Source organism: Ferrimonas sp. YFM, from assembly GCF_030296015.1.
In the GTDB taxonomy this organism is placed as follows: domain Bacteria; phylum Pseudomonadota; class Gammaproteobacteria; order Enterobacterales; family Shewanellaceae; genus Ferrimonas.
On the sequence record NZ_AP027368.1, the window covers coordinates 3,425,006 to 3,443,812 of the forward strand.

13 protein-coding genes are annotated in these 18,807 nt (G+C 58.8%); 5 read left to right on the forward strand and 8 right to left on the reverse strand.

Features of this window, described 5'->3' with window-relative positions; genetic code table 11:
- Positions 1-469: 469 nt before the first annotated feature.
- From QUE41_RS15890 to ardA, 4 genes are all read right to left on the reverse strand, one after another.
- Positions 470-1,585, reverse strand: a complete 1,116-nt coding sequence (locus tag QUE41_RS15890; RefSeq protein WP_286339978.1) for a hypothetical protein — start codon at positions 1,583-1,585, stop codon at positions 470-472.
- Between the two features lie 147 nt (positions 1,586-1,732).
- On the reverse strand, positions 1,733-2,989 hold the full coding sequence (dddY, locus tag QUE41_RS15895; RefSeq protein WP_286342957.1) for a dimethylsulfoniopropionate lyase DddY: 1,257 nt from the start codon (positions 2,987-2,989) through the stop codon (positions 1,733-1,735).
- 124 nt (positions 2,990-3,113) lie between these two features.
- Complete coding sequence (locus tag QUE41_RS15900) at positions 3,114-3,512, reverse strand: cytochrome c3 family protein (protein WP_286339148.1); 399 nt, start codon at positions 3,510-3,512, stop codon at positions 3,114-3,116.
- A gap of 27 nt (positions 3,513-3,539) precedes the next feature.
- On the reverse strand, positions 3,540-5,066 hold the full coding sequence (ardA, locus tag QUE41_RS15905; RefSeq protein ID WP_286339979.1) for an acrylate reductase flavoprotein subunit ArdA: 1,527 nt from the start codon (positions 5,064-5,066) through the stop codon (positions 3,540-3,542).
- A 272-nt stretch (positions 5,067-5,338) separates the two neighbouring features.
- Between ardA and QUE41_RS15910 the strand changes: the two genes are divergently transcribed.
- A complete protein-coding gene (locus QUE41_RS15910) occupies positions 5,339-6,265 on the forward strand; it encodes a LysR family transcriptional regulator (protein WP_286339980.1) in 927 nt (308 codons plus the stop codon).
- A gap of 20 nt (positions 6,266-6,285) precedes the next feature.
- Here the strand turns inward: QUE41_RS15910 and QUE41_RS15915 are convergent, their stop codons facing one another.
- Both QUE41_RS15915 and acuI read right to left on the reverse strand, forming a co-directional pair.
- A complete protein-coding gene (locus QUE41_RS15915) occupies positions 6,286-6,945 on the reverse strand; it encodes a hypothetical protein (RefSeq protein ID WP_286339981.1) in 660 nt (219 codons plus the stop codon).
- Positions 6,946-7,056: 111 nt separating this feature from the next.
- Entirely contained in the window at positions 7,057-8,037 is a 981-nt protein-coding gene (gene acuI / locus QUE41_RS15920) for an acrylyl-CoA reductase (NADPH) (protein ID WP_286339982.1), read from the reverse strand.
- 559 nt (positions 8,038-8,596) lie between these two features.
- On the opposite strand from acuI, the gene QUE41_RS15925 reads away from it, so the two are divergent.
- Positions 8,597-9,691 (forward strand): NHL repeat-containing protein, encoded by a 1,095-nt coding sequence (locus tag QUE41_RS15925; RefSeq protein ID WP_286339983.1) that lies wholly within the window; start codon positions 8,597-8,599, stop codon positions 9,689-9,691.
- Here the strand turns inward: QUE41_RS15925 and QUE41_RS15930 are convergent.
- The gene (locus QUE41_RS15930) at positions 9,684-11,516 is read right to left on the reverse strand and encodes a DUF885 domain-containing protein (protein WP_286339984.1); all 1,833 of its coding nucleotides are present in this window, start codon (positions 11,514-11,516) and stop codon (positions 9,684-9,686) included. The two genes, QUE41_RS15925 and QUE41_RS15930, sit on opposite strands and share 8 nt — an antisense overlap.
- Positions 11,517-11,831: 315 nt before the next feature.
- On the opposite strand from QUE41_RS15930, the gene QUE41_RS15935 reads away from it, so the two are divergent.
- From QUE41_RS15935 to QUE41_RS15945, 3 genes are read left to right on the forward strand one after another with little or no spacing between them, the layout of a single operon-like run.
- Entirely contained in the window at positions 11,832-13,055 is a 1,224-nt protein-coding gene (locus tag QUE41_RS15935) for an efflux RND transporter periplasmic adaptor subunit (protein ID WP_286339985.1), read from the forward strand.
- On the forward strand, positions 13,055-16,195 hold the full coding sequence (locus QUE41_RS15940) for an efflux RND transporter permease subunit (RefSeq protein WP_286339986.1): 3,141 nt from the start codon (positions 13,055-13,057) through the stop codon (positions 16,193-16,195). The genes QUE41_RS15935 and QUE41_RS15940 overlap by 1 nt, the downstream gene beginning before the upstream one ends.
- Positions 16,192-17,592, forward strand: a complete 1,401-nt coding sequence (locus QUE41_RS15945) for an efflux transporter outer membrane subunit (protein ID WP_286339987.1) — start codon at positions 16,192-16,194, stop codon at positions 17,590-17,592. The genes QUE41_RS15940 and QUE41_RS15945 overlap by 4 nt, the downstream gene beginning before the upstream one ends.
- On the opposite strand, the gene QUE41_RS15950 is transcribed toward QUE41_RS15945, so the two are convergent.
- Positions 17,580-18,791 carry an MFS transporter gene (locus QUE41_RS15950; RefSeq protein ID WP_286339988.1) on the reverse strand — a complete coding sequence of 404 codons (1,212 nt, stop codon included), beginning with the start codon at positions 18,789-18,791 and terminating at the stop codon, positions 17,580-17,582. The two genes, QUE41_RS15945 and QUE41_RS15950, sit on opposite strands and share 13 nt — an antisense overlap.
- Between the last annotated feature and the right edge of the window lie 16 nt (positions 18,792-18,807).

Consider the following 18,807-nt stretch of genomic DNA (forward strand, 5'->3'; position numbering starts at 1 on the left):
CAATACCGCTCAGCTTATCCGAGGAATTGTTTCCAAAAAAAAGTCACAGCCACGTTTTGGCAGGTTAACTCCCTGGAAACACCAGATAAAAAAAGCCCCCACATCTGTGGGGGCCACCTAAGCAATTGGACACGATGCCTCATAGTCAATAAGCAGGGAGACGATGATGAAACCATGGCCTCGCGTCCGTTTCCGAAATGCGCAGGAGCACCCCAAAAACACTCAGAAAACTTTATTCAAACGACAATCATGCACACCATACCGAAGGAATGAGTTCCAAAAAAAAGTCGGGACCACGTTTTGACAAACTGGCTACCAATAAACAACAAACAAAAAAAAGGCCCCCACAATGTGAGGGCCACCTAAGCAATTAAACACGAAGCCTCAGAGTCGATAAGCAGAGAGACGATGATGAAACCATGGCATCGTGTCTGATTCCTGGGCGGCACAAGGCCGCCCAGGAAGTCCCTTAGAAGTAGTATCCAAAGTTGATGTTGATGCGGTTGTCCCAGCCGCTGTCGGTCTGAGCCAGACCCACGTGATCGTTCACCCCGGCGGCGTACATGTTTTCGCCGGCAATAAAGTCGATGTAGGTGTAGGTGGCACCGGCGGAGATCGCCATACCGGTAACGTTCATCAGGCTGTCGTCGTAGCTGGCATCATCGGTGTCCGGTGTCAGCATGCCGAAGTCGTTGTAGACGGTGATGCTGCCCCAGGAGGTGGGGAAGCTCTTTGCCAGGTTGACGGAGTAGATCTGAGCCTTTGAGGCCACTTCGTACTGCCAGGCGTAGGCAGATACGGCAATCTTGTTGGCATCGGCCGGGCTGTCGGCGTCGTACTCATACTGCATCGCCTGCAGCTGAAGCTTCCAGTCACCGAACTTGGCGTCCATGTGCACGGCAACGGCATAGCGATCGCCGTTGTCACCGGTCTTGCTGTTGTAGATCTGACCCCACTCCAGAGAGCCACCCAGGGTTGCGCTGCCGCCGTCATAATCCATGACGTACACCTGACGCAGGTTGATCTGATTGGTCTCTTCGTTGTTGTACTCGGTGCCGTTTACCGTGCCCTTGTACAGATCGGTGGAGTAACGCTCGTTTCGGGAAGCACTGTACTCGGCGTTCTTGAACAGGCCGATGTCGGTCTTCCACTGGCCGCCGTTGTAGTGGAAGGTGGCGCCCATGTCGTAGTCATCTTCAAAGCCCAGGTAGTAAGGCAGGCCGAACCAGAAGCTGTTGGAGATGTAGCCAGGGTTGCCGAAAGGCACGTTGGTCAGGCCGAAGCGGCCCTGCCACTGATCATTGAAATCGTAGTAGGCGTAGGCATAGCGCAGGCTCTCCCAGCCATCGAAGAAACGGTACTCAGACGCCAGGCCAATGCCGTTGATCTCACCATTGAATTTCAGGGCCAGCATGTCGAACTTGAAGTCGCCCATCTTGTCTTCAGAGGCGTCGCTGTAGCTCTTGTACTGGTAGTTGGCGCGAACGGTGCCGCCCACATCGATGCCGTCTTCCGCCAGTGCCGCAGCGGAGCTGCCCGCCATCATGGCCGCAATGGCCATAGTCAACGCAGTATTATATTTCATCGTTTCCTGTCCTATTTAATTTCAGCAGGACACAGGAACCCCTGCCCTCTGCGGAGCATGTAAGTCACCTGGTCCATTTAATTAGCCGCCAAGGCAGCCTTAGAATCTGGGCCGGTCTGGCGCCGGCCCATTTTTATCAGCTGGTTATCAGTACTTGGTCTTGGTCAAGTCGCAGCGGAACTTCTCACCACGCATGGCTGGCGTGTTGGGACGGTCGGCGGACTCACACAGACGGGTCGTACCGTAGTCATTACGCTTATCGTGGGCATTGGAACGCGCCCAGACGGTAACGATCGCCTTCTCTTCGGGTTTGGCGTGACAGTTGGCACCGTTATAGTTAAAGGCATGGATGGTGTTCTGGTGGAAGTAGGCCAGATCATCATGCTGGGGAGAGGTATTGGCCCAGAACCAGGGTTCGTTAGGCATGCCGGCATCAAACTCCACCTCACGAATGGTGTCGTTTTCGCTGACGGTCTTCACCAGGGGGCTGTCCTCGCGCACGGCGAAGTTCTGGAACTCGTCGGCACAGGCAGGTTCACGCATGGTGTAGTAGATCTCGGAGATCGCGTGGTTGTGGTAGGGGTAGAAGGAGTCGATGCGCTGGGCCACCATGCCCACTTCGGCACCCACCTTCTCATTGTTGATCTCATCGATGCGCAGCAGGCCCCAGTGGCCAAACACTTCGGCGTAAGCGTAGTTGCCCCGGGTCTTGGTGAAGTTACGCTTGTTACGCTCGCTGTCTTCGGCGTACATGGGGAACCAGCCCACAGAGGCCCACAGGTTTGGCAGGGCGTTGGCGCTGATGTCGAACGGGAAGGCATCCGGCAATTTGATGTCGTCACCGGTCACCATCTTGGAGAAGTTCTTGGTGAACTCACCACCGTACTCCTTCACCTCTTTGTTGGTGACCTTCTTGTCGAAAAACTCCTGGAAGGTGGTGCGCTTCAGCCATTTGGCCACAGGAGAGTTCTTCTCCAGCTCGCCGCCCGGGCTGTAGATCCAGTTGACGTCTTCTCGGGCACCGAAACAGGCCTTGGCTTTGTCCGGATTGTTGATTACCGCATAGATGTGCTTAACCATCAGCTTCATGTCGCGACGGTCCATAATGCACATGTACTGTGGACCCGCCAGATCATGGGTGTTGGTCTGGAACATGCTGCGGTCGGAGTTACGGCAGTTGCCGTCGCTGGTGCTCAGCGCCACGGCGTAACCTTCCAGATATTTCAGGGTCTCATTCCACAGAATGTCGACGTACTTCTGGTCTTTTTTGGAATAAGTGGCAGTTTCGCCGAGACATTTGAACTCAGCGTTCAGAATTTCATCTTTATCCAGGAAATCGGGAATGGTCGCGGCCATGGCTGAATTGGCAGCCAGCAGCCCCGCTATCAAAGCAGAGTATTTCATCATTAGTTGTCCAGAGATCTTAATTTTATAAAAAAAGCGGGTCTGGCCGTTAAGTGTTTTTTAACCTTATTTAGCCGGAACCCGCTTTATAGATATTATTATTTTTAATTAAGCCAGCAGTTTATTACTGCTTGTGCTTGGTGAACTTGAAGGTGTGGCAGTCATTACACAGAGGCTGCTTGGCTTCGTGCTCACCGTGACAAACGGTACAAGGTACCTCTTTGCCGTAGTGCAGGTTGTTGTGAGGGTTCTGCCACAGCTCGTCACCCTTGCGAGCGGTCTTCTTCGCCAGCTTGTCCGCTTTGTGACACTTCAGGCAGGCGTCGTCCGCAGGGCGGTGAGAAGGCGCGTTGGTGCCGTGACAAACCTTACAGTTGTCCTTTTTGTAGAACTTCTGGTGGTAGCTGCGACCGTCCATCATGCCTTGGTCGGTCAAAGAAGCATCCGCCTTGATCTCGGCAGCAACGTTAGTGCTTGCCAGTACTGCAGCAACAGCAGCCAGGGTCATTAACTTTTTCATCATCTAATCCTCATTAATTCCGTTACTGACTCAGGCGCCCATGATGCTGCGAGCAGCGGTCATGCCCATTACCATACAATCTGGAATGGAGCAGCTACCCAGACGGCTCACGCCGTGCATACCACCGGCCACTTCGCCCGCGGCGTACAGGCCTTCGATGCGCTTACCGGTAAAGGAATCCTTAACCTCGGCCTTGGTGTTGATCTGAACACCGCCCTGGCAGTAGTGAACCTTGGGCCACAGACGAACCACGGTGAAGGGGGCTTTCAGGTACTTACCTTTGGCTTTACCCATGTTCTTACCGAACTGCTCATCGTTACCGGTCTTCACGTAGCCGTTGTACTCTTCGATCTGCTCCTGCAGAGGCTTCAGAGGCACGTCGAAGTGCTTGGCCAGCTCTTCCAGAGAGTCGAACTTCCAGCCCACACCGTACTTCAGTACTTTCTTGCAGTTGGGGTGCTGCTTGGCATGCTCGTAGCTGGTGATCATGATGGGAGGCAGAGGCTTGCCCTGGGCATCACGACAAGCCAGTTCGGCGTCGGCACGGGTCTTACGGTCAGCGATTTCGTTCATGAAACGCTTACCGGTCATGCGGTTAACCGCAATGGAGTGAGGGAAGTTGAAGATGGAGTAGTTGGACACATAGCCGAAACCACCTTCATCTGGGGACGCCCAAGGACCGGACTGGATGTGCGCCATGTGCACAGGGATGGCACCCAGACGGAACATCTCGAACATACCTTCACCGGTCGCACCCTTGGCGTTGGTACAGCCTACTTCGGCGGTCAGGGTAGGATCCTGAGCCATACGCAGGTCAACGTTCTGAGCGAAACCACCGGTGGCCATGATCACGCCGCGGGTAGCGCGTACGTTGATCTCTTCTTCCAGCTCTGGGTTTTCGTCTTCGAAGTAGTAGCCTTTGTTCAGACGCACACCGACAACCTTGCCAGCGTCATCCAGGATGAAGCCGTTGAACTTGGTGCGAGGGACCATGTTCACGCCCATCTTGCGGCACTCACGCAGCAGAGGCTGGGTGATACCGGCGCCACAGCTAACGGTGGTCTGGTAGGTACGAGGTACGGAGTGACCACCCAGCTGTTGCAGGTAGGGGTGGAATTCGGCACCGGCGTCCATGGTCATCTGCAGAGCTTCCATGGCGTGAGAGGCCACGTGACGCAGCAGAGCTTCGTCGGCAATACCACGACCGGCTTTCAGCTGGTCGTTCACCATGCGCTCGACAGAGTCTTCAACACCCTTCTCTTTCTGCATGGGAGTCTGAGGCGCTGCAAACAGACCGCCGTTAATGGCGGAGTTACCACCGAAAACAGGCATCTTTTCGAAGATGGTGACTGACTTACAGCCTTTGCGGGCCGCTTCGATGCCAGCGGCCAGGCCGGCGAAGCCGGAGCCGATAATGGCGATTTCTACAGTCTCGTCCCACTTCACACCTTTGGCACTGACAGAGGTCGCCATAGCAGCAGGAGCCGCCATAACTGCACCGGCTGCACCCAGCCCTTTAATGAAGTTACGGCGTCCTAGCAGATTAACTTTACTCATCTGGTTCTCACCCTTGTTTGGTTATCTCAGGGCCAGTGTAAAAGTGGAACCAGTTCCAAAACGGGAGATTCTGTTATTTCTTACTAAAAGAGTTTGAACCTTTTGGAAAATAGAGAGACCAATCAAATTTATAGAGGGAATATATATATTCCACCCCCTTTTGGAATTCATTCCAAACTTAATTTCAGCTCATGTTTTTTCCCCCGGAAAGAATCATTACTTTCTGTCCCCTGTTATTGTGTCGTTAACACGAGTCAAGATAACGGAAGACAATGGAACTAGAAGAGTTGTATCGGCGCGACCTCAGTCTGCTTGTCGCCCTTCAGGTATTGATTGAGGAGGGCAGCGTTACCCGAGCGTCCAAACGGCTGCATCTGAGTCAGTCCGCCACCAGTCGGGTACTGTCCAGGTTAAGAGAGATGCTCGGAGACCCGCTGTTCACCCGAGTCGGCACCCGGCTTCAGCCCACACAATTCGCCCTGGATTGCCAACAGAAGCTGCAGGCCCCCATCGCCGAGCTGAGTCATCTGCTCTCCCCGAGGATATTTGATCCGGCCCAGTGCACTCAAACCTTTACCATTGCGGTGACCGACTTCGCCCTGCAGGCTTTGATGCCCGCCATCCTGGAACGACTCTACTCCCAGGCTCCCGGGGTCAACCTGGAGGTGCTGCCGGTTCAGCACAGGGATCTGAAAACCCAGTTGGGCAGCGAAGGGGTGGACCTGGCCATCTGCCGGGCACCGGGAAAAAGCGCCCCCCTGATGAGCCGCAACCTGGGGCTGGTCGGCTTACGGGCGGTGATGGCCAAGGAACACCCCCTGGCCGAGACCAACCTCGAACCGGACCACTTCAAAGAGTACCCCTCAGCCGTGGTCGCCGTCAGTGATGGTGTGAAAGCCTTGATGGACGACGCCATGGCAGGGCTGGGTGGACACCGAATGCTGCTGCGTACTCCCAGTCTGGGCAACGCCCTGGTGCTGCTGAAACATCAGCCACTGCTGCTGACCCTGCCCTCGGGCCTGGCCGAACAGGCAGGCGAGCAGCACAACCTGGTGGTCAAGCCCCTGCCCTTCCCCCTGCCGCCCATCGACTATCACCTGTTCTGGCACTCCCGTACCGGCGAGGACCCGGCCCAGCGCTGGCTCAGAGAGCTGATCACCGATGCCACCTCTCCCCTGCTCGATGGGCAGCTGAGCTAATCATCCATGCGCTCCTCCCGTTAGCGGGAGGGGCCTTGGCCCTGCTGGGTCATCATCATCAGAAAACCACAAAATGCGGCATTGTTGGATTGCAGCGATGGGGAGACCTTCTCTTTCATCGCCAGAATCTGATTCCGATAGTTGATGTAAAACTGATAACTCGGTGCTGGCTTATATTCCAGCCCTTCAAGGTCAAAATAACGGATGATCCCTTTGGCGGTGGTGGGTTTTACAAACACTTCATCGTGGGGAGCGTAATAACAGGGCAGTATGGTCATCAACGACCATTTGGCCAGTTTCGCCGGCCTGAGCAGATCCAGCATGATGTTAAAGCCATACTCCATGTCGCCATGGAGCATGTCCCGCAGCGCCAGAGCATAACTTTCCCGCTCCTGATGGGTCATCCCCTTCACCCAGTCACGCAGGCGAGGTTTTTCGAACACCGACACCATGGAAGAACGGCCGATGGTCTTGACCATATTCTCTGCCACCAGCTGAGGCTGAGCGAAACACTCCGGGGCGAAGAACTCCTGGGATTGTCTGACCCTGAGCTCCACCTGATGTTTTTTCCCCAGCTTCACCAACTCGGGATCCGCAAACCCATCCGGGTAGACGGAGAGAAACTCGCTCTCCACTGCCTTTAATCTCTGCCTGTTCACCGATACCGTCTCCCTCTTCATAGAGTTTTACTCTATACCATTCAGGAGATTAAACACCGGCGAAGGCCCGGGAGCCAGACATAAAAAATCCGCCCCGAGGGGCGGATCACGATCTCTGGACGGAGATCAAAATCAGAGGGTGATGATCACCCTACCGGTCACCTGGCCACGCACAATCTTATGGGCGTAATCGGCAACCTGTCCCAGGCCAATGCTGTGGCAGGCCTGCTCATAGAAAGACTCGGGCAGAATCTCCAGGGCCTTGTTCCAGGCGGTCAGGCGCTGCTCATAAGGGCAAGCCACGGAATCCACACCCTGAAGGCGAACATTGCGCAGGATGAAGGGCATCACTGTGGTTGGCAGCAGGTGGCCACCGGCCAGGCCACAGATGGCGGCGGTACCGCCGTAGTTCACCTGGGACAGGGCATGAGCCAGCACCTGGCTGCCCACGGTGTCCACCACACCGGCCCAGCGCTGACGCTCCAGGGGACGGGACTGAACTTCCAGCTCACTGCGCTCGATGATCTCTTCGGCACCCAGCTGACGCAGCAGCTTGGCGTTCTCTTCAACACGGCCGGTGGACGCGGCCACCTTGTAACCCAGCTGAGCCAGCAGGGTCACCGCCACAGAGCCTACGCCGCCGCTGGCACCGGTCACCAGTACTTCGCCATCTTCGGGCTTGACGCCGCCATCGAGCAGAGCCTGGACACAGAGCATGGCGGTGAGGCCTGCGGTCCCGATCATCATCGCCTTGTGAGCATCGCAATTGGCGGGCATGGGTACCAGCCAGTCGGCCTTGACCCGGGCACGCTCGGCCATACCACCCCAGTGGCGCTCACCCACACCCCAGCCGGTCAGAATCACCTGGTCACCGGCCTTGTAGCGCTCATCGCTGGACTCAATCACCCGGCCGGCAAAGTCGATACCCGGCACCATGGGGAAATCACGAATGATTTTGCCCGTACCCGTAACGGCCAGACCATCTTTGTAGTTAAGAGAAGAGGCTTCCACTTCAACCAGCACATCACCTTCAGGCAGATCACTCTCCTGCAGCTGCTGAATCTGGGCTTTGGTGGTTTTCTCCTCCTGAGTCAGGACAAGCGCATTAAACATAATGGGATTCCTTTGAGAAATAAGATCGCTTTCGACGATGTTTGGATAAGCTTAAGACAGATATAGGCTCAAAAAAACTGAATTCACTGCATATCTCCCATGCATCTAACGCCAATCTTTCAGGTCGTGATCCCGATGGCAATGGGACTTTAGCCGCAGAGACCTTGCTCACACCTTGAACCGGATTCCACCCTGCCGACCCGCTCACAAATCAAAATCATCGAGGTTGAATTTCATTCCGTTCAGACAACCTTTCTCTGTGCCGCCATCTCTTGGTTTCCTTCAACCCACCGCAGTGATGCCGGATGCAGCAAAGATGATCAGATATTAAGCAATACAAATGAATGACATAGTTGGAGACTTGCCAAACCAAGTGTAATATTAGGTTGAAACTTTTAGTGGTTGGTCACATTTTTCATCCACCTGAGCAGGTTAGACTTCACTCAAGCCGAACAAAGTCTGAACGACGGCTCGGCCAAGAACCCATCTCATATCAGGTTGTTTCGAACGCCGGGGCCGACTCCCTGCAGCTCCGGCGCTTTTTTTCAGGACCAATGCCATGCCCGCCATCATCTCTCCCCGCGCATTTTTCACCTTTTCCGTTCTCAGTCTGGGCGCCTGCCTGTCCGCCACCCTGTCGGCGGACAACCACAAGTATGGCGGCTATGCGGAATTTGCCGATGGCTTCGGTGAGCTGTCCACCCTGGCCGGACGCGGCCAGATCCGCGCCAAGTATCGAAATGGCTGGGAAACCCGCTTCGAAGGGATGCCTGCCAGCCAGGCGGAGCTCTCCCGCCCGCATCACGCCATGGACGACGGCAGGGGCAACATCCTGGTAATCGACAAAGACGCCCATGCCTTAAGGCGGATCAACACAGACGGCAGCATTCAGACCATCGCCGGCACCAACCGTTGTGGCGATGGCGAAGATAAGCTTGGTCAGGCAACGGAGATCAGCCTGTGTTACCCCAATGGCCTGTGGGTGTCTGGCAATGGCACCAGTTACATCCTGGATACCGGCAACGGTAAGGTGCGCCGCCTTACCCGGGACGGGCAGATCACCACCCTGTTTAAGGACCCTGACGGAATAGAGACTGGCCGCGGCCTTTGGGTGAGCGACGATGAGACCCTGGTGTACTACAGCAGTGGTCAGAGGCTGATGAAGTGGCAGCCCGATAAGGGCTCCGAGGTGATGGCCGACGGGTTCAGGGAGCTGGCCAACCTGGCGGTAAGCCCGACTGGCGAGCTCTTTGTCACCGACCGCAAAGCCAGTCGGGTCTACGCCATCAGCGCCAACGGAGAGAAGAGGACGGTCGCAGGCAATGGCAAGGCCACCGGTGGCGGTGATGGCTATCCTGCGACAGAGACCGGCCTGTATGAGGTGCGCGGCATCTGGTTTCACCCCAATGGCGGCTATTTTCTGGCCACCCACAAGGGAGGGCAGATCTGGTTTGTTTCCCCTTCAGGCATCATCCACCGCTTTGTGGATGGCGGGCGTGACCATCAGCACAGCGGAGACGGCCTGCCCTTCTACCTGCCCGGAGAGAAGATCAGTGAGCCCCGCTCCGTTGCCCTGGACTCCCAGGGCAACCTGATCATCACCGAAAGCGACTTCGGCTTCATACGCCGGGTGGCGCACAAAGGGGCTAATTAGCCGCCAGGGCTCGCTCCCGGGCAATGTAGTCATTCACCAGACGATCGAGAATGTCCAGCGGCAGGGCGCCATTTCGCAGCACCACGTCGTGGAACGCTGCCAGGTTGAACTGCTCGCCCAGGGCCTGCTGGGCACGCTCGCGCAGCTCCAGAATCTTCATCATCCCCACCTTGTAGGCGGTCGCCTGCCCGGGCATCACGATGTAACGCTCCACCTCGGCAATGACATCAGACTCAGCCATGCCGGTGTTGGCCAGCATGTAGTCGATGGCTTGCTCCCGGGTCCAGCGTTTGGCATGCAGCCCGGTGTCCACCACCAGACGTACGGCGCGAAACAGCTCTGCCTGCAGCCTGCCCAGGTTATCCAGGGGCTGCTGCTGGAACCCCATCTCCCAGGCCAGGTGCTCCGCATACAGGGCCCAGCCCTCCACATAGGCGGTAAAGGGAGAAACGCGGCGGAAGAAGGGCAAGCCTTCCAGCTCCATGGCGATGGCAATCTGGAAGTGATGGCCGGGAATGCCCTCATGGTAAGCCAGGGTGCGCATGGAGTAGGTGGGGGTGGCCTTGATGTCATAGAGATTGGCATAGAAACGGCCTGGACGGCTACCATCCAGCGCCGGTTGCTCATAATAGGCACCGGGAGAGGTCTTCTCCTTAAACGCCGGAATCCGCTTCACCTCCATACCCACGCCGGGACGCAGGTTGAACGCCTGGGCGATGCCCTCATCGATCTCATCCAGGATTCGCTGATAATCCTCCAGGATCTGCTGACGCCCTTGGTCGGTGTCAGGATAATAGAAGCGGGGATCGGAGGAGAGCGCCTCCATGGCCGGAGCAAAACCGGCAGTTGTCTCGATCCCCTCTGCCGCCAATATCTCCAGCATCTGCGACTGAATGCGATCCACTTCGGACAAACCCAGGTTGTGAATCTCCTCGGCGCTGTAGTCTGTGGTGGTAAACAGCCTCAGTGCCGCGTCATAAGCCTGCTCTCCTTGAGGCAGGCGCCACAGCCCGGCGTCCTCTCCCGCCTTGGCATGAAGCTGTTCGAAGTAGGCGATAAAGCCGTGGTAGGCGGGGTACACCCGACTTTCGATGCGCTGCTCGGCCCCCGCCAGCAGGTCCTGTTTCTCCTCTTCTGCCAGCCCCTCCACCTCACTGAGCTTCTGGGCCAGGGAGGTGTAGAGGATGTTCTGGGTCGTCGGGGTATCCACGAATCCCCGCATCTCCGTCAGCACCCGGTCGATGACAAAACGAGGAGGGACGATCCCTTTCTCTTCCCGCAGCTTCAGCCCCTCCAGATATTGGAGAAACTTACGCTCCACCTGGTCCAACCGGGCCAGATAATGCTCAGCGTCCTCGACGCTGGTCACCTGGTGCTTTGACTGCATGAAGCTTGGGAAAGCACTCTGCACCCCAAACATCTGGTTGACCGGGTAGTTGTGATGACGAAACGCCTTGGCTTCATCCATGAAGTTCAGCAGATAGAGGGCCACCTCCTTGGAGAGGCGATCCTCCTCGCTGAGATCCGCATCTTCGTAGGTCATCAACACCCGCCTGGCGTCCAGCAGGGTATTCAGTTGCTCATCGCTGCGGGCGGGACTGGCGTCATCCAGCCTGGCGTTGTGACCCTTGATTCCTGCGGACTCAAGGAAGCCCAGGGAGGTGAGAGTTTCGGGACTCTCAAAGGCCATCTTGACCAGGGTGCGGTCGACGAAGTTACGGAAGAAAAAGGGCTTCTCTGCATACCACTCGTGGGCGGCAAAGGCCCCGCCCAACACGGTGATCGACAGCAGGCCTATTCCGGCCCGCTTCAACATTTTTTTCATATTGTCATCCCTGAACTGAACCAAGTTTTTTCTCATCCAGCAAGCTATCAGGCCAGGAAGTCCGCTACAATTTGTTTACGTTTCAAAATGCTACAGCGTGCCATCAATCAAATCAGTCACAGAATCGGGCGCCGGTCAGTGAGAAAGACCCGAATCACCGACAAACGCGCGCCAGGGCCTTAGCCGAAACTTTAGGCGGAATCTAGGAATATCCGTTGAAATAATAAGTGCTTAAGCTCTAGTATGAGGGTTACATTCTCGCCAACGATTTTGGCTGGCGACACTCCAAAAAAAAGACATTTGCAGGATGCAATGATGGCTACTCGCTCCCCCCTTTCGCTGACGCTGCTCTCTCTCGCCGCTCTTGCCCTGTTCGGCTGCCAGAAACCCCAGATCACCATCGAGCCCAAACTGGTGGTGGTGGAGGCGGTGCAGACCGCCACTGTGCCTCTGTACGGCAACTATGTTGGGGTCACCCGGGCCTCGCTGGATGTGGAAGTACGAGCTCGAATCAACGGCTTCGTGGAGGAGCGCATCTTCGTCGAGGGCAGCGCGGTCAAGGCGGGCGACCCGCTGTACCAGATTGATGACAAGCCCTATCTGGCGGTGGTCAACCGCCTCAAGGCCAAATTGGCGTCCCAGCGCAGCATCCTGGAAAAGGCCCAGCGTGACGCCGACCGGCTGCGCCCCCTCTATGAGCAGGACGCCGCCAGCCAACTGGACTACGACAACGCCCTCTCCGCCCTGTCCCAGGCCAAATCCAACCTGGCCGCTTCCAAGGCGGAGCTGGAAGAGGCCGAACTGGAGCTGAGCTACACCAAAATTCAGGCCCCCATCGATGGTCTGGTGAGCCGCTCCGAGGTGGACATCGGTGCCCTGGTGGGCAGCCAGGGACAGTCACTGCTGACCCGGGTGCGTCAGGTGGACCCCATTTACGTCAACTTCAACATGTCGGCCCTGGACTACCTCAACGCCCGGCGGCGCATCGTCAGTGAGCGGGCCAAGCGGGAAGCGGAAACCGAAGGCAAGACCGTCGAAGGCTTCGTGCGCATCACCCTGCCGGACAACAGCGAATACCGCTACTGGGGAGACGTCAGCTTCACCGACCCCTCGGTGAATCCGGACACCGGCACCTTCGAGGTTCGGGCGGTACTGCCCAACCCGGACCGGGAACTGCTGCCCGGCCAGTACACCAACGCCCGCATCAAGCTCTCCGAGCTGGAGAACGCCATCGTCATTCCCCAGAAAGCCACCCGGGTGGACCAGGGGGGCGTCTACGTGATGGTGGTGCTGCCGGACAACAAGGTGGAACGCCGCTTTATCGTCATCGAACATCAGGGTGAGGAGGGCGTGGTGGTCAAGAGCGGCCTGCGCGCCGGTGAGTTGGTGATCATCGAGGGGATGCATAGGGTGCAGCACGGCCAGCTGGCCGAGCCTCTGACCGCCGAGGAGTACCAGTCCAGGGAGGATGCCAAGGAGAAGGCCCAGGCCCTGGAGCAGCAACAGATTGAGCAGCAACAGGCACAGGAGCAGGAGTGATGGCCCAGTTCTTCGTCAATCGGCCGGTCTTTGCCAGCGTCATCTCCATCGTCATCGTCCTGCTGGGACTGGTGGCCATGTTCCAGCTGCCCATCGACCAGTACCCCTACATCACCCCGCCCCAGGTGAAGATCTCCGCATCCTACCCAGGGGCCACCTCGGTGACCGCCGCCGAGTCGGTGGCCACCCCGCTGGAGCAGGAGGTCAACGGGGTGCCCAACATGATCTACATGAGCTCCAAGAGCACCAACTCAGGCAGCACCAACGTCACCATCACCTTCGATGTGGGCACCAGCCCGGACCTGGCGGCGGTGGATGTGCAGAACGCCACCCAGCAGGCGTTCGGCAGTCTGCCCATCGACGTGCAGACCGAAGGGGTGTCTGTGTCCAAGGAAGCCTCGGTGGAGCTGCTGAAGCTGGCGTTGACCTCAGACGATGAACGCTTCGATGAGATCTACCTGAGTAACTACGCCACCATCAACATCACCTCGGCCCTGAAACGGATCCCCGGAGTGGGCCGCACCCGTAACACCGGCTCGCGCAGCTACTCCATGCGCATCTGGCTCAAGCCGGACATGATGGCCGGCTACGGCCTGACCACCTCGGACGTGATAGGCGCCATCAAGGCGCAGAACAAGGAGAGCCCGGCGGGCACCATAGGCACTCAGCCCAACAGCGACCAGTTGTCACTGACCCTGCCCATTACCGCCGCCGGCCGCCTCTCCAGTGTGCAGCAGTTCAATGAGATCATCGTCCGCGCCGACGCCGATGGCTCGCTGATCCGCCTGAGGGACATCGCCCGCATCGAACTGGGCTCCTCCGCCTACACCCTGCAATCCCAGCTCAACGGCGCCAACGCCACCATCGTCCAGGTCTACCTGCTGCCCGGCGCCAACGCCCTGGAGGTCACCCGCAAGGTGAAGGAGACCATGGCGGATCTGGCCACCAAATTCCCCGCCGGCGTGGAGTGGCAGGTGTTCTATGACGCCTCGGAGTTTATCGAGGACTCCATCTCCGAGGTGGTCAAAACCCTGATCGAGGCGCTGATCCTGGTGGTGGCCGTGGTCTACCTGTTCCTGCAGAACTGGCGCGCCACCCTGATCCCCGCCGTCGCCGTGCCCGTCTCCCTGGTGGGCACCCTGGCGGCGATGCTGGCCTTCGGATTTACCATCAACACCGTCAGCCTGCTGGCCCTGGTGCTGGCCATCGGCATCGTGGTGGACGACGCCATTGTGGTGGTGGAGAACGTCGAGCGACTGATGAAGGAGAAGGGCCTAAGCGCGGCGGCAGCCACCCGGGCCGCCATGAAGGAGCTCTCCGGTGCCCTGGTGGCCACCAGCCTGGTACTGGCGGCGGTGTTTGTTCCCGTCTCCTTCCTGGCGGGGATCACCGGCATCATGTACCGGGAGTTCGCCGTGGCCATTACCGTGTCGGTGCTGATCTCCACTGTGGTGGCCCTGACCCTGAGCCCGGCCCTGTGCGCCATTTTGCTCACCGCCGAGGAGAGCAAGCCCAATGCCCTGTTCCGCTGGATCAACCGGGTCCTGGACTCCGCCACCAACCGCTATGTTTCCCTGGTGGGGCTGACCCAGTCTCACGCCAAACGCAGCTATCTGGCCTTCGCCATCATGGTGGGCGGGGTCTACCTGATCATGAACCAACTGCCCGCCAGCTTTATGCCGGACGAGGATCAGGGGCGCTTCTTCATCGACATGACTCTGCCCGACGGCTCCACGGTCAACCGCACCCAGGAGGTGCTGAAGAAAGCCGAGCAGTATGTGATGGCCCACCCGGCAGTGGCCTACTCCTTTACCCTGGCGGGGGAGAACCGCCGCTCCGGCTCCAACCAGGCCAACGGCCAGTTTGAGGTGATTCTCACCCCCTGGGAGCAGCGCAAAGGCGAGGGGCACACGGTCAAGAGGGTGATGCACCAGTTGCAGAAGGATCTGAACCAGGTGCTGGAGGCGGAGTTCAGCCTCTACCTGCCTTCTGCAGTACCTGGCCTGGGCAACGGCTCCGGGGTGGAGATGGAACTGCAGGACACCTCAGGCACCAACTTCGAGGGTCTGATTGAGAACGCCAAGGAGCTGGTGGAGCAGCTCAAGCGCCAGCCGGAAGTTGCCCGGGCCGGACTCTCCCTGCAGTCGGCCATTCCGCAGCTGAGGCTGTCGGTGGATGAAGCCAAGGCGATGGCCATCGGCGTCACCGTGTCCGACATCTACAGCACCATCAAGACCTTCACCGACTCCTCCACGGTCAACGACTTCAACCTGTTTGGCCGGGTGTACCGGGTGAAGATCCAGGCTGAGCAGGAGTACCGCCAGTTCCCGGATCAGATCAAGGACTTCTATGTGCGCTCCAGCAGTGGTGCCATGGTGCCCATCGGCGTGCTGGCCGAGTATGACTACAGCGTCGGGCCGGCGTCGGTCACCCACTACAACATGTTCTCCAGCGCCTCCATCAACGTCACCCCGGCACCGGGCTACGCCACCGGCGACGTGATCAAGGCGATCGAACGGGTGGCCAAGCCACTGCTGCCCAACACCTTCCGCTACGAGTGGAGCGGCCTGACCTATCAGGAGGTGCAATCCGCCAACCAGACCGCCGTCGCCGTTACCCTGGCCCTGGTGTTCGTGTTCCTGTTCCTGGCAGCCCTGTATGAGAGCTGGACCATCCCGGTGGCGGTGCTGTTGATCGCCCCGGTGGCCATGCTGGGGGCGGCATCCGCCACCATGGTCAGCGGCATGGAGAGCAACCTGTTCTTCCAGATTGCCTTTATTGCCCTCATCGGCATGGCCGCCAAAAACTCCATCCTGATTGTTGAGTTTGCCAACCAGCTGCATAAGCAGGGCCGCTCCCGGGTGGAGGCTGCTCTGGAGGCGGCGGCGTTGCGTTTCCGTCCCATCCTGATGACCTCCATGGCCTTCATTCTCGGGGTGCTGCCACTGGTGCTGTCCACCGGACCTGGCGCGGTCAGTCGTCAGTCCATCGCCATCCCTATTCTCGGCGGCATGATTCTGGCCACCAGCATCGGCATCGTGCTGGTGCCCCTGTTCTTTATCACCTGCGCTGGCTGGCTGAGATCCCGCAACAAACCGCCACTGCCAGAGCAGACCCAAACCGAGGAGGCACGCCCATGAGACTGCTGCCCCTGACCCTGGCCCTGATGCTCAGCGGCTGTGCCGTCGGCCCCGACTACCAGCGCCCGGAGCTGCCCCTGCCGGAACACTTTGACGCCACCCCTGGGGTCAGTGCCCATCTGGGCACCCTGCCCTGGCGCCAGTTCTTCCTCGACCCTCAGCTGCAGCTGTTGATTGACCGGGCCCTGGCGGACAACCTCAGCCTGGAGGTCACCCGTTCCCGGCTTCAGGCGGCAAGGGAGCAGACCACGGTCACCGACGCCGCCCTCTATCCGGAGCTCAGCCTGGGCCTGTCCGCCGAGCGGGAGAGCGACAGCGGCCTGACCAACAGCGACCCGGAGATCGCCGACACCTTCAACCTGGACGGCATGGTGAGCTGGGAGGTGGATCTCTGGGGCGCCAACCGCCGCCGCAGTGACGCCAGTTACGCCCAGTTGCTCAGCAGCAAACAGCAACTGAACCTGGCCACCCTAAGCCTGGTCAGCGACGTGGCCAGCCGCTACTACGAATGGCTGGACATCGAGCAGCGCTACCGCATCTCCAAAGACACCGCCCGCGTGAGACTGGAAGAGTTGAAGCTGGCGCGACTGCGCAAGGAAAATGGGGTGATCTCCGGACTGGAAGTGCGTCAGGCGGAGGTGGAGTACCAGTCCGCCCGCACCACTTTGCCAGCCTTGGACTTTGACCGTCATCAGAAGCAGAATCAGCTGAAGCTGCTGCTGGGCAGCTATGAACTGGAGACCCAGTATCAGGCCCCTCAGGGTCTTTCCGCCCTGGGGATCACCGACGTATTGGCCATCGGGGTGCCGTCTGACATGCTCAGTCAGCGGCCCGATGTTGCGGTGGCCGAACAACAACTGATCGCTGCTAATGCCTCTCTCGGAGTGGCGGAAGCCGCCCTGCTGCCCAGCTTCACCATCAGCGGCAGCTACGGCATAGAGAGCGAAAAATTGGGAGACATTCTCGACAGCGAAGGGGTGACCTGGAGCCTGCTGGGAGGTCTGACCCAGCCGCTGTTCAATTCGGGCAAGCTCAATGCCCAGAAACGCATCGCGACCGAAGAGCTGAAACAGGCGGAGCTGGCCTATCGGGAGGCGGTGCTGACCGCCTACACCGAGGTCAGTGATGCCCTGGCCAGTGTCCGCCGCGCCCAGAGCGCCATGGAAGCCCAGCAGGAGCTGGTCAACGCCTCACAGGAGTATGTGCGCCTGGCCAGACTCAGGTACCTGAACGGCGTAGCCACCTCCCTGGATCTGCTGGACGCCCAGCGGCAACTGTTCAGCGCCCAGCTGGCCCTGAGCCAGCTGCAAAGGGACCAGTTGCTGGCCCACATCAACCTCTACCGCGCCCTGGGTGGCGGCCTGACCGCCGATCCGCCAGACAGTCAGGCGGGCTGAGGCTGCAGCCTGACCACTGGCCGGGCGTCGATGGGCAGGTGCAGCAGCGCGGCGGCAAAGGCCAACACTATGGTGCTCCACCAGATGGGCTCATAGGTGCCGTAGTGGTCGTAGATGCGGCCACCGGCCCAGGCCCCCAGGAAGCTGCCCACCTGATGGGTAAAGAACACCAGCCCATAGAGGGTGGAAAGGTAGCGGGCGCCGAAGATCTGCCTCACCAGACCTGAGGTCAGAGGCACGGTGCCCAGCCAGCAGAAACCGATGGCGGCGCCAAACAGGGACGCGGTAGCGTCGGTCACCGGCAGGGTCACGAAGCCAGTAATCACCACGGTGCGCACCAGATAGAGGGTGGTCATCACATAGCGCTTATCGAAGTGGTCTCCCATCAGGCCCCAGAAGTAGGAGCCGAAGATATTGAAAATCCCCACATAGGCCAGCGCCAGGGCAGCCACCTGAGCCGTCAGCCCCTTGTCCGCCAGGTAACTGGGGAGATGGGTGGCGATAAACATCACGTGGAAGCCGCAGACGAAGAACCCCGCATGAATAAACCAGTAGCCGCGATGGCGAAACGCCTCGCTCAGGGCCTGCTTCAGGGTCTGGTTGTCCTGAACGTCCCTGGTCGCAGAACTCTTCGCTGACGCCGGCTTAATGAAGGAGGCAAAGGCCACCATCAGGGTACAGGCCACGGCAAACAGCTCCATGGTGACCCGCCAGTCGAAGTGAGTCAGCATCGCCTGGGCACCGGGGATCACCGCAAACATGCCGAAAGACCCCGCCGCCGTCGTCAGGCCAAAGGCCTTGGCCGCGTGCTCCGCAGGCACCGCTCTGGCCACCGCTCCCAGAATGATCACATAGCTGGTGGCACTGAGTCCCAGGCCCACCAGGCCACCCAAAGAGATGTAAAGCCAATCCGGCTGAGTGGTCAACGCGGTCAGCAACAGGCCGGAGCCATAAGCGATGGAGCCGGCAACGATGATGCGGCTGGGCCCGAACCGGTCTGCCGCCATGCCGACGAAAGGCTGAAACACCCCAAACAGCAAGTTCTGCAGGGCGATGGCGAAGGAGAAGAACTCTCGGCCGGTGCCAAAGTCCATCACCATGGGAGAGAGGAAGATGCCGAATGACTGGCGAATGCCCAGACTGATGATCAGCACACCGATGCCCAGCCACACCAAGGGGGGGAAACGGAAAATACTCATGTTGATTCTACTCCGG

Coding starts and splice junctions, on each gene's coding strand:
- QUE41_RS15890 (WP_286339978.1), bottom strand. CDS start 1,585: ATGAAATATAATACTGCGTTGACTATGGCCATTGCGGCCATGATGGCG.
- dddY (WP_286342957.1), bottom strand. CDS start 2,989: ATGAAATACTCTGCTTTGATAGCGGGGCTGCTGGCTGCCAATTCAGCC.
- QUE41_RS15900 (WP_286339148.1), bottom strand. CDS start 3,512: ATGATGAAAAAGTTAATGACCCTGGCTGCTGTTGCTGCAGTACTGGCA.
- ardA (WP_286339979.1), bottom strand. CDS start 5,066: ATGAGTAAAGTTAATCTGCTAGGACGCCGTAACTTCATTAAAGGGCTG.
- QUE41_RS15910 (WP_286339980.1), top strand. CDS start 5,339: ATGGAACTAGAAGAGTTGTATCGGCGCGACCTCAGTCTGCTTGTCGCC.
- QUE41_RS15915 (WP_286339981.1), bottom strand. CDS start 6,945: ATGAAGAGGGAGACGGTATCGGTGAACAGGCAGAGATTAAAGGCAGTG.
- acuI (WP_286339982.1), bottom strand. CDS start 8,037: ATGTTTAATGCGCTTGTCCTGACTCAGGAGGAGAAAACCACCAAAGCC.
- QUE41_RS15925 (WP_286339983.1), top strand. CDS start 8,597: ATGCCCGCCATCATCTCTCCCCGCGCATTTTTCACCTTTTCCGTTCTC.
- QUE41_RS15930 (WP_286339984.1), bottom strand. CDS start 11,516: ATGAAAAAAATGTTGAAGCGGGCCGGAATAGGCCTGCTGTCGATCACC.
- QUE41_RS15935 (WP_286339985.1), top strand. CDS start 11,832: ATGGCTACTCGCTCCCCCCTTTCGCTGACGCTGCTCTCTCTCGCCGCT.
- QUE41_RS15940 (WP_286339986.1), top strand. CDS start 13,055: ATGGCCCAGTTCTTCGTCAATCGGCCGGTCTTTGCCAGCGTCATCTCC.
- QUE41_RS15945 (WP_286339987.1), top strand. CDS start 16,192: ATGAGACTGCTGCCCCTGACCCTGGCCCTGATGCTCAGCGGCTGTGCC.
- QUE41_RS15950 (WP_286339988.1), bottom strand. CDS start 18,791: ATGAGTATTTTCCGTTTCCCCCCCTTGGTGTGGCTGGGCATCGGTGTG.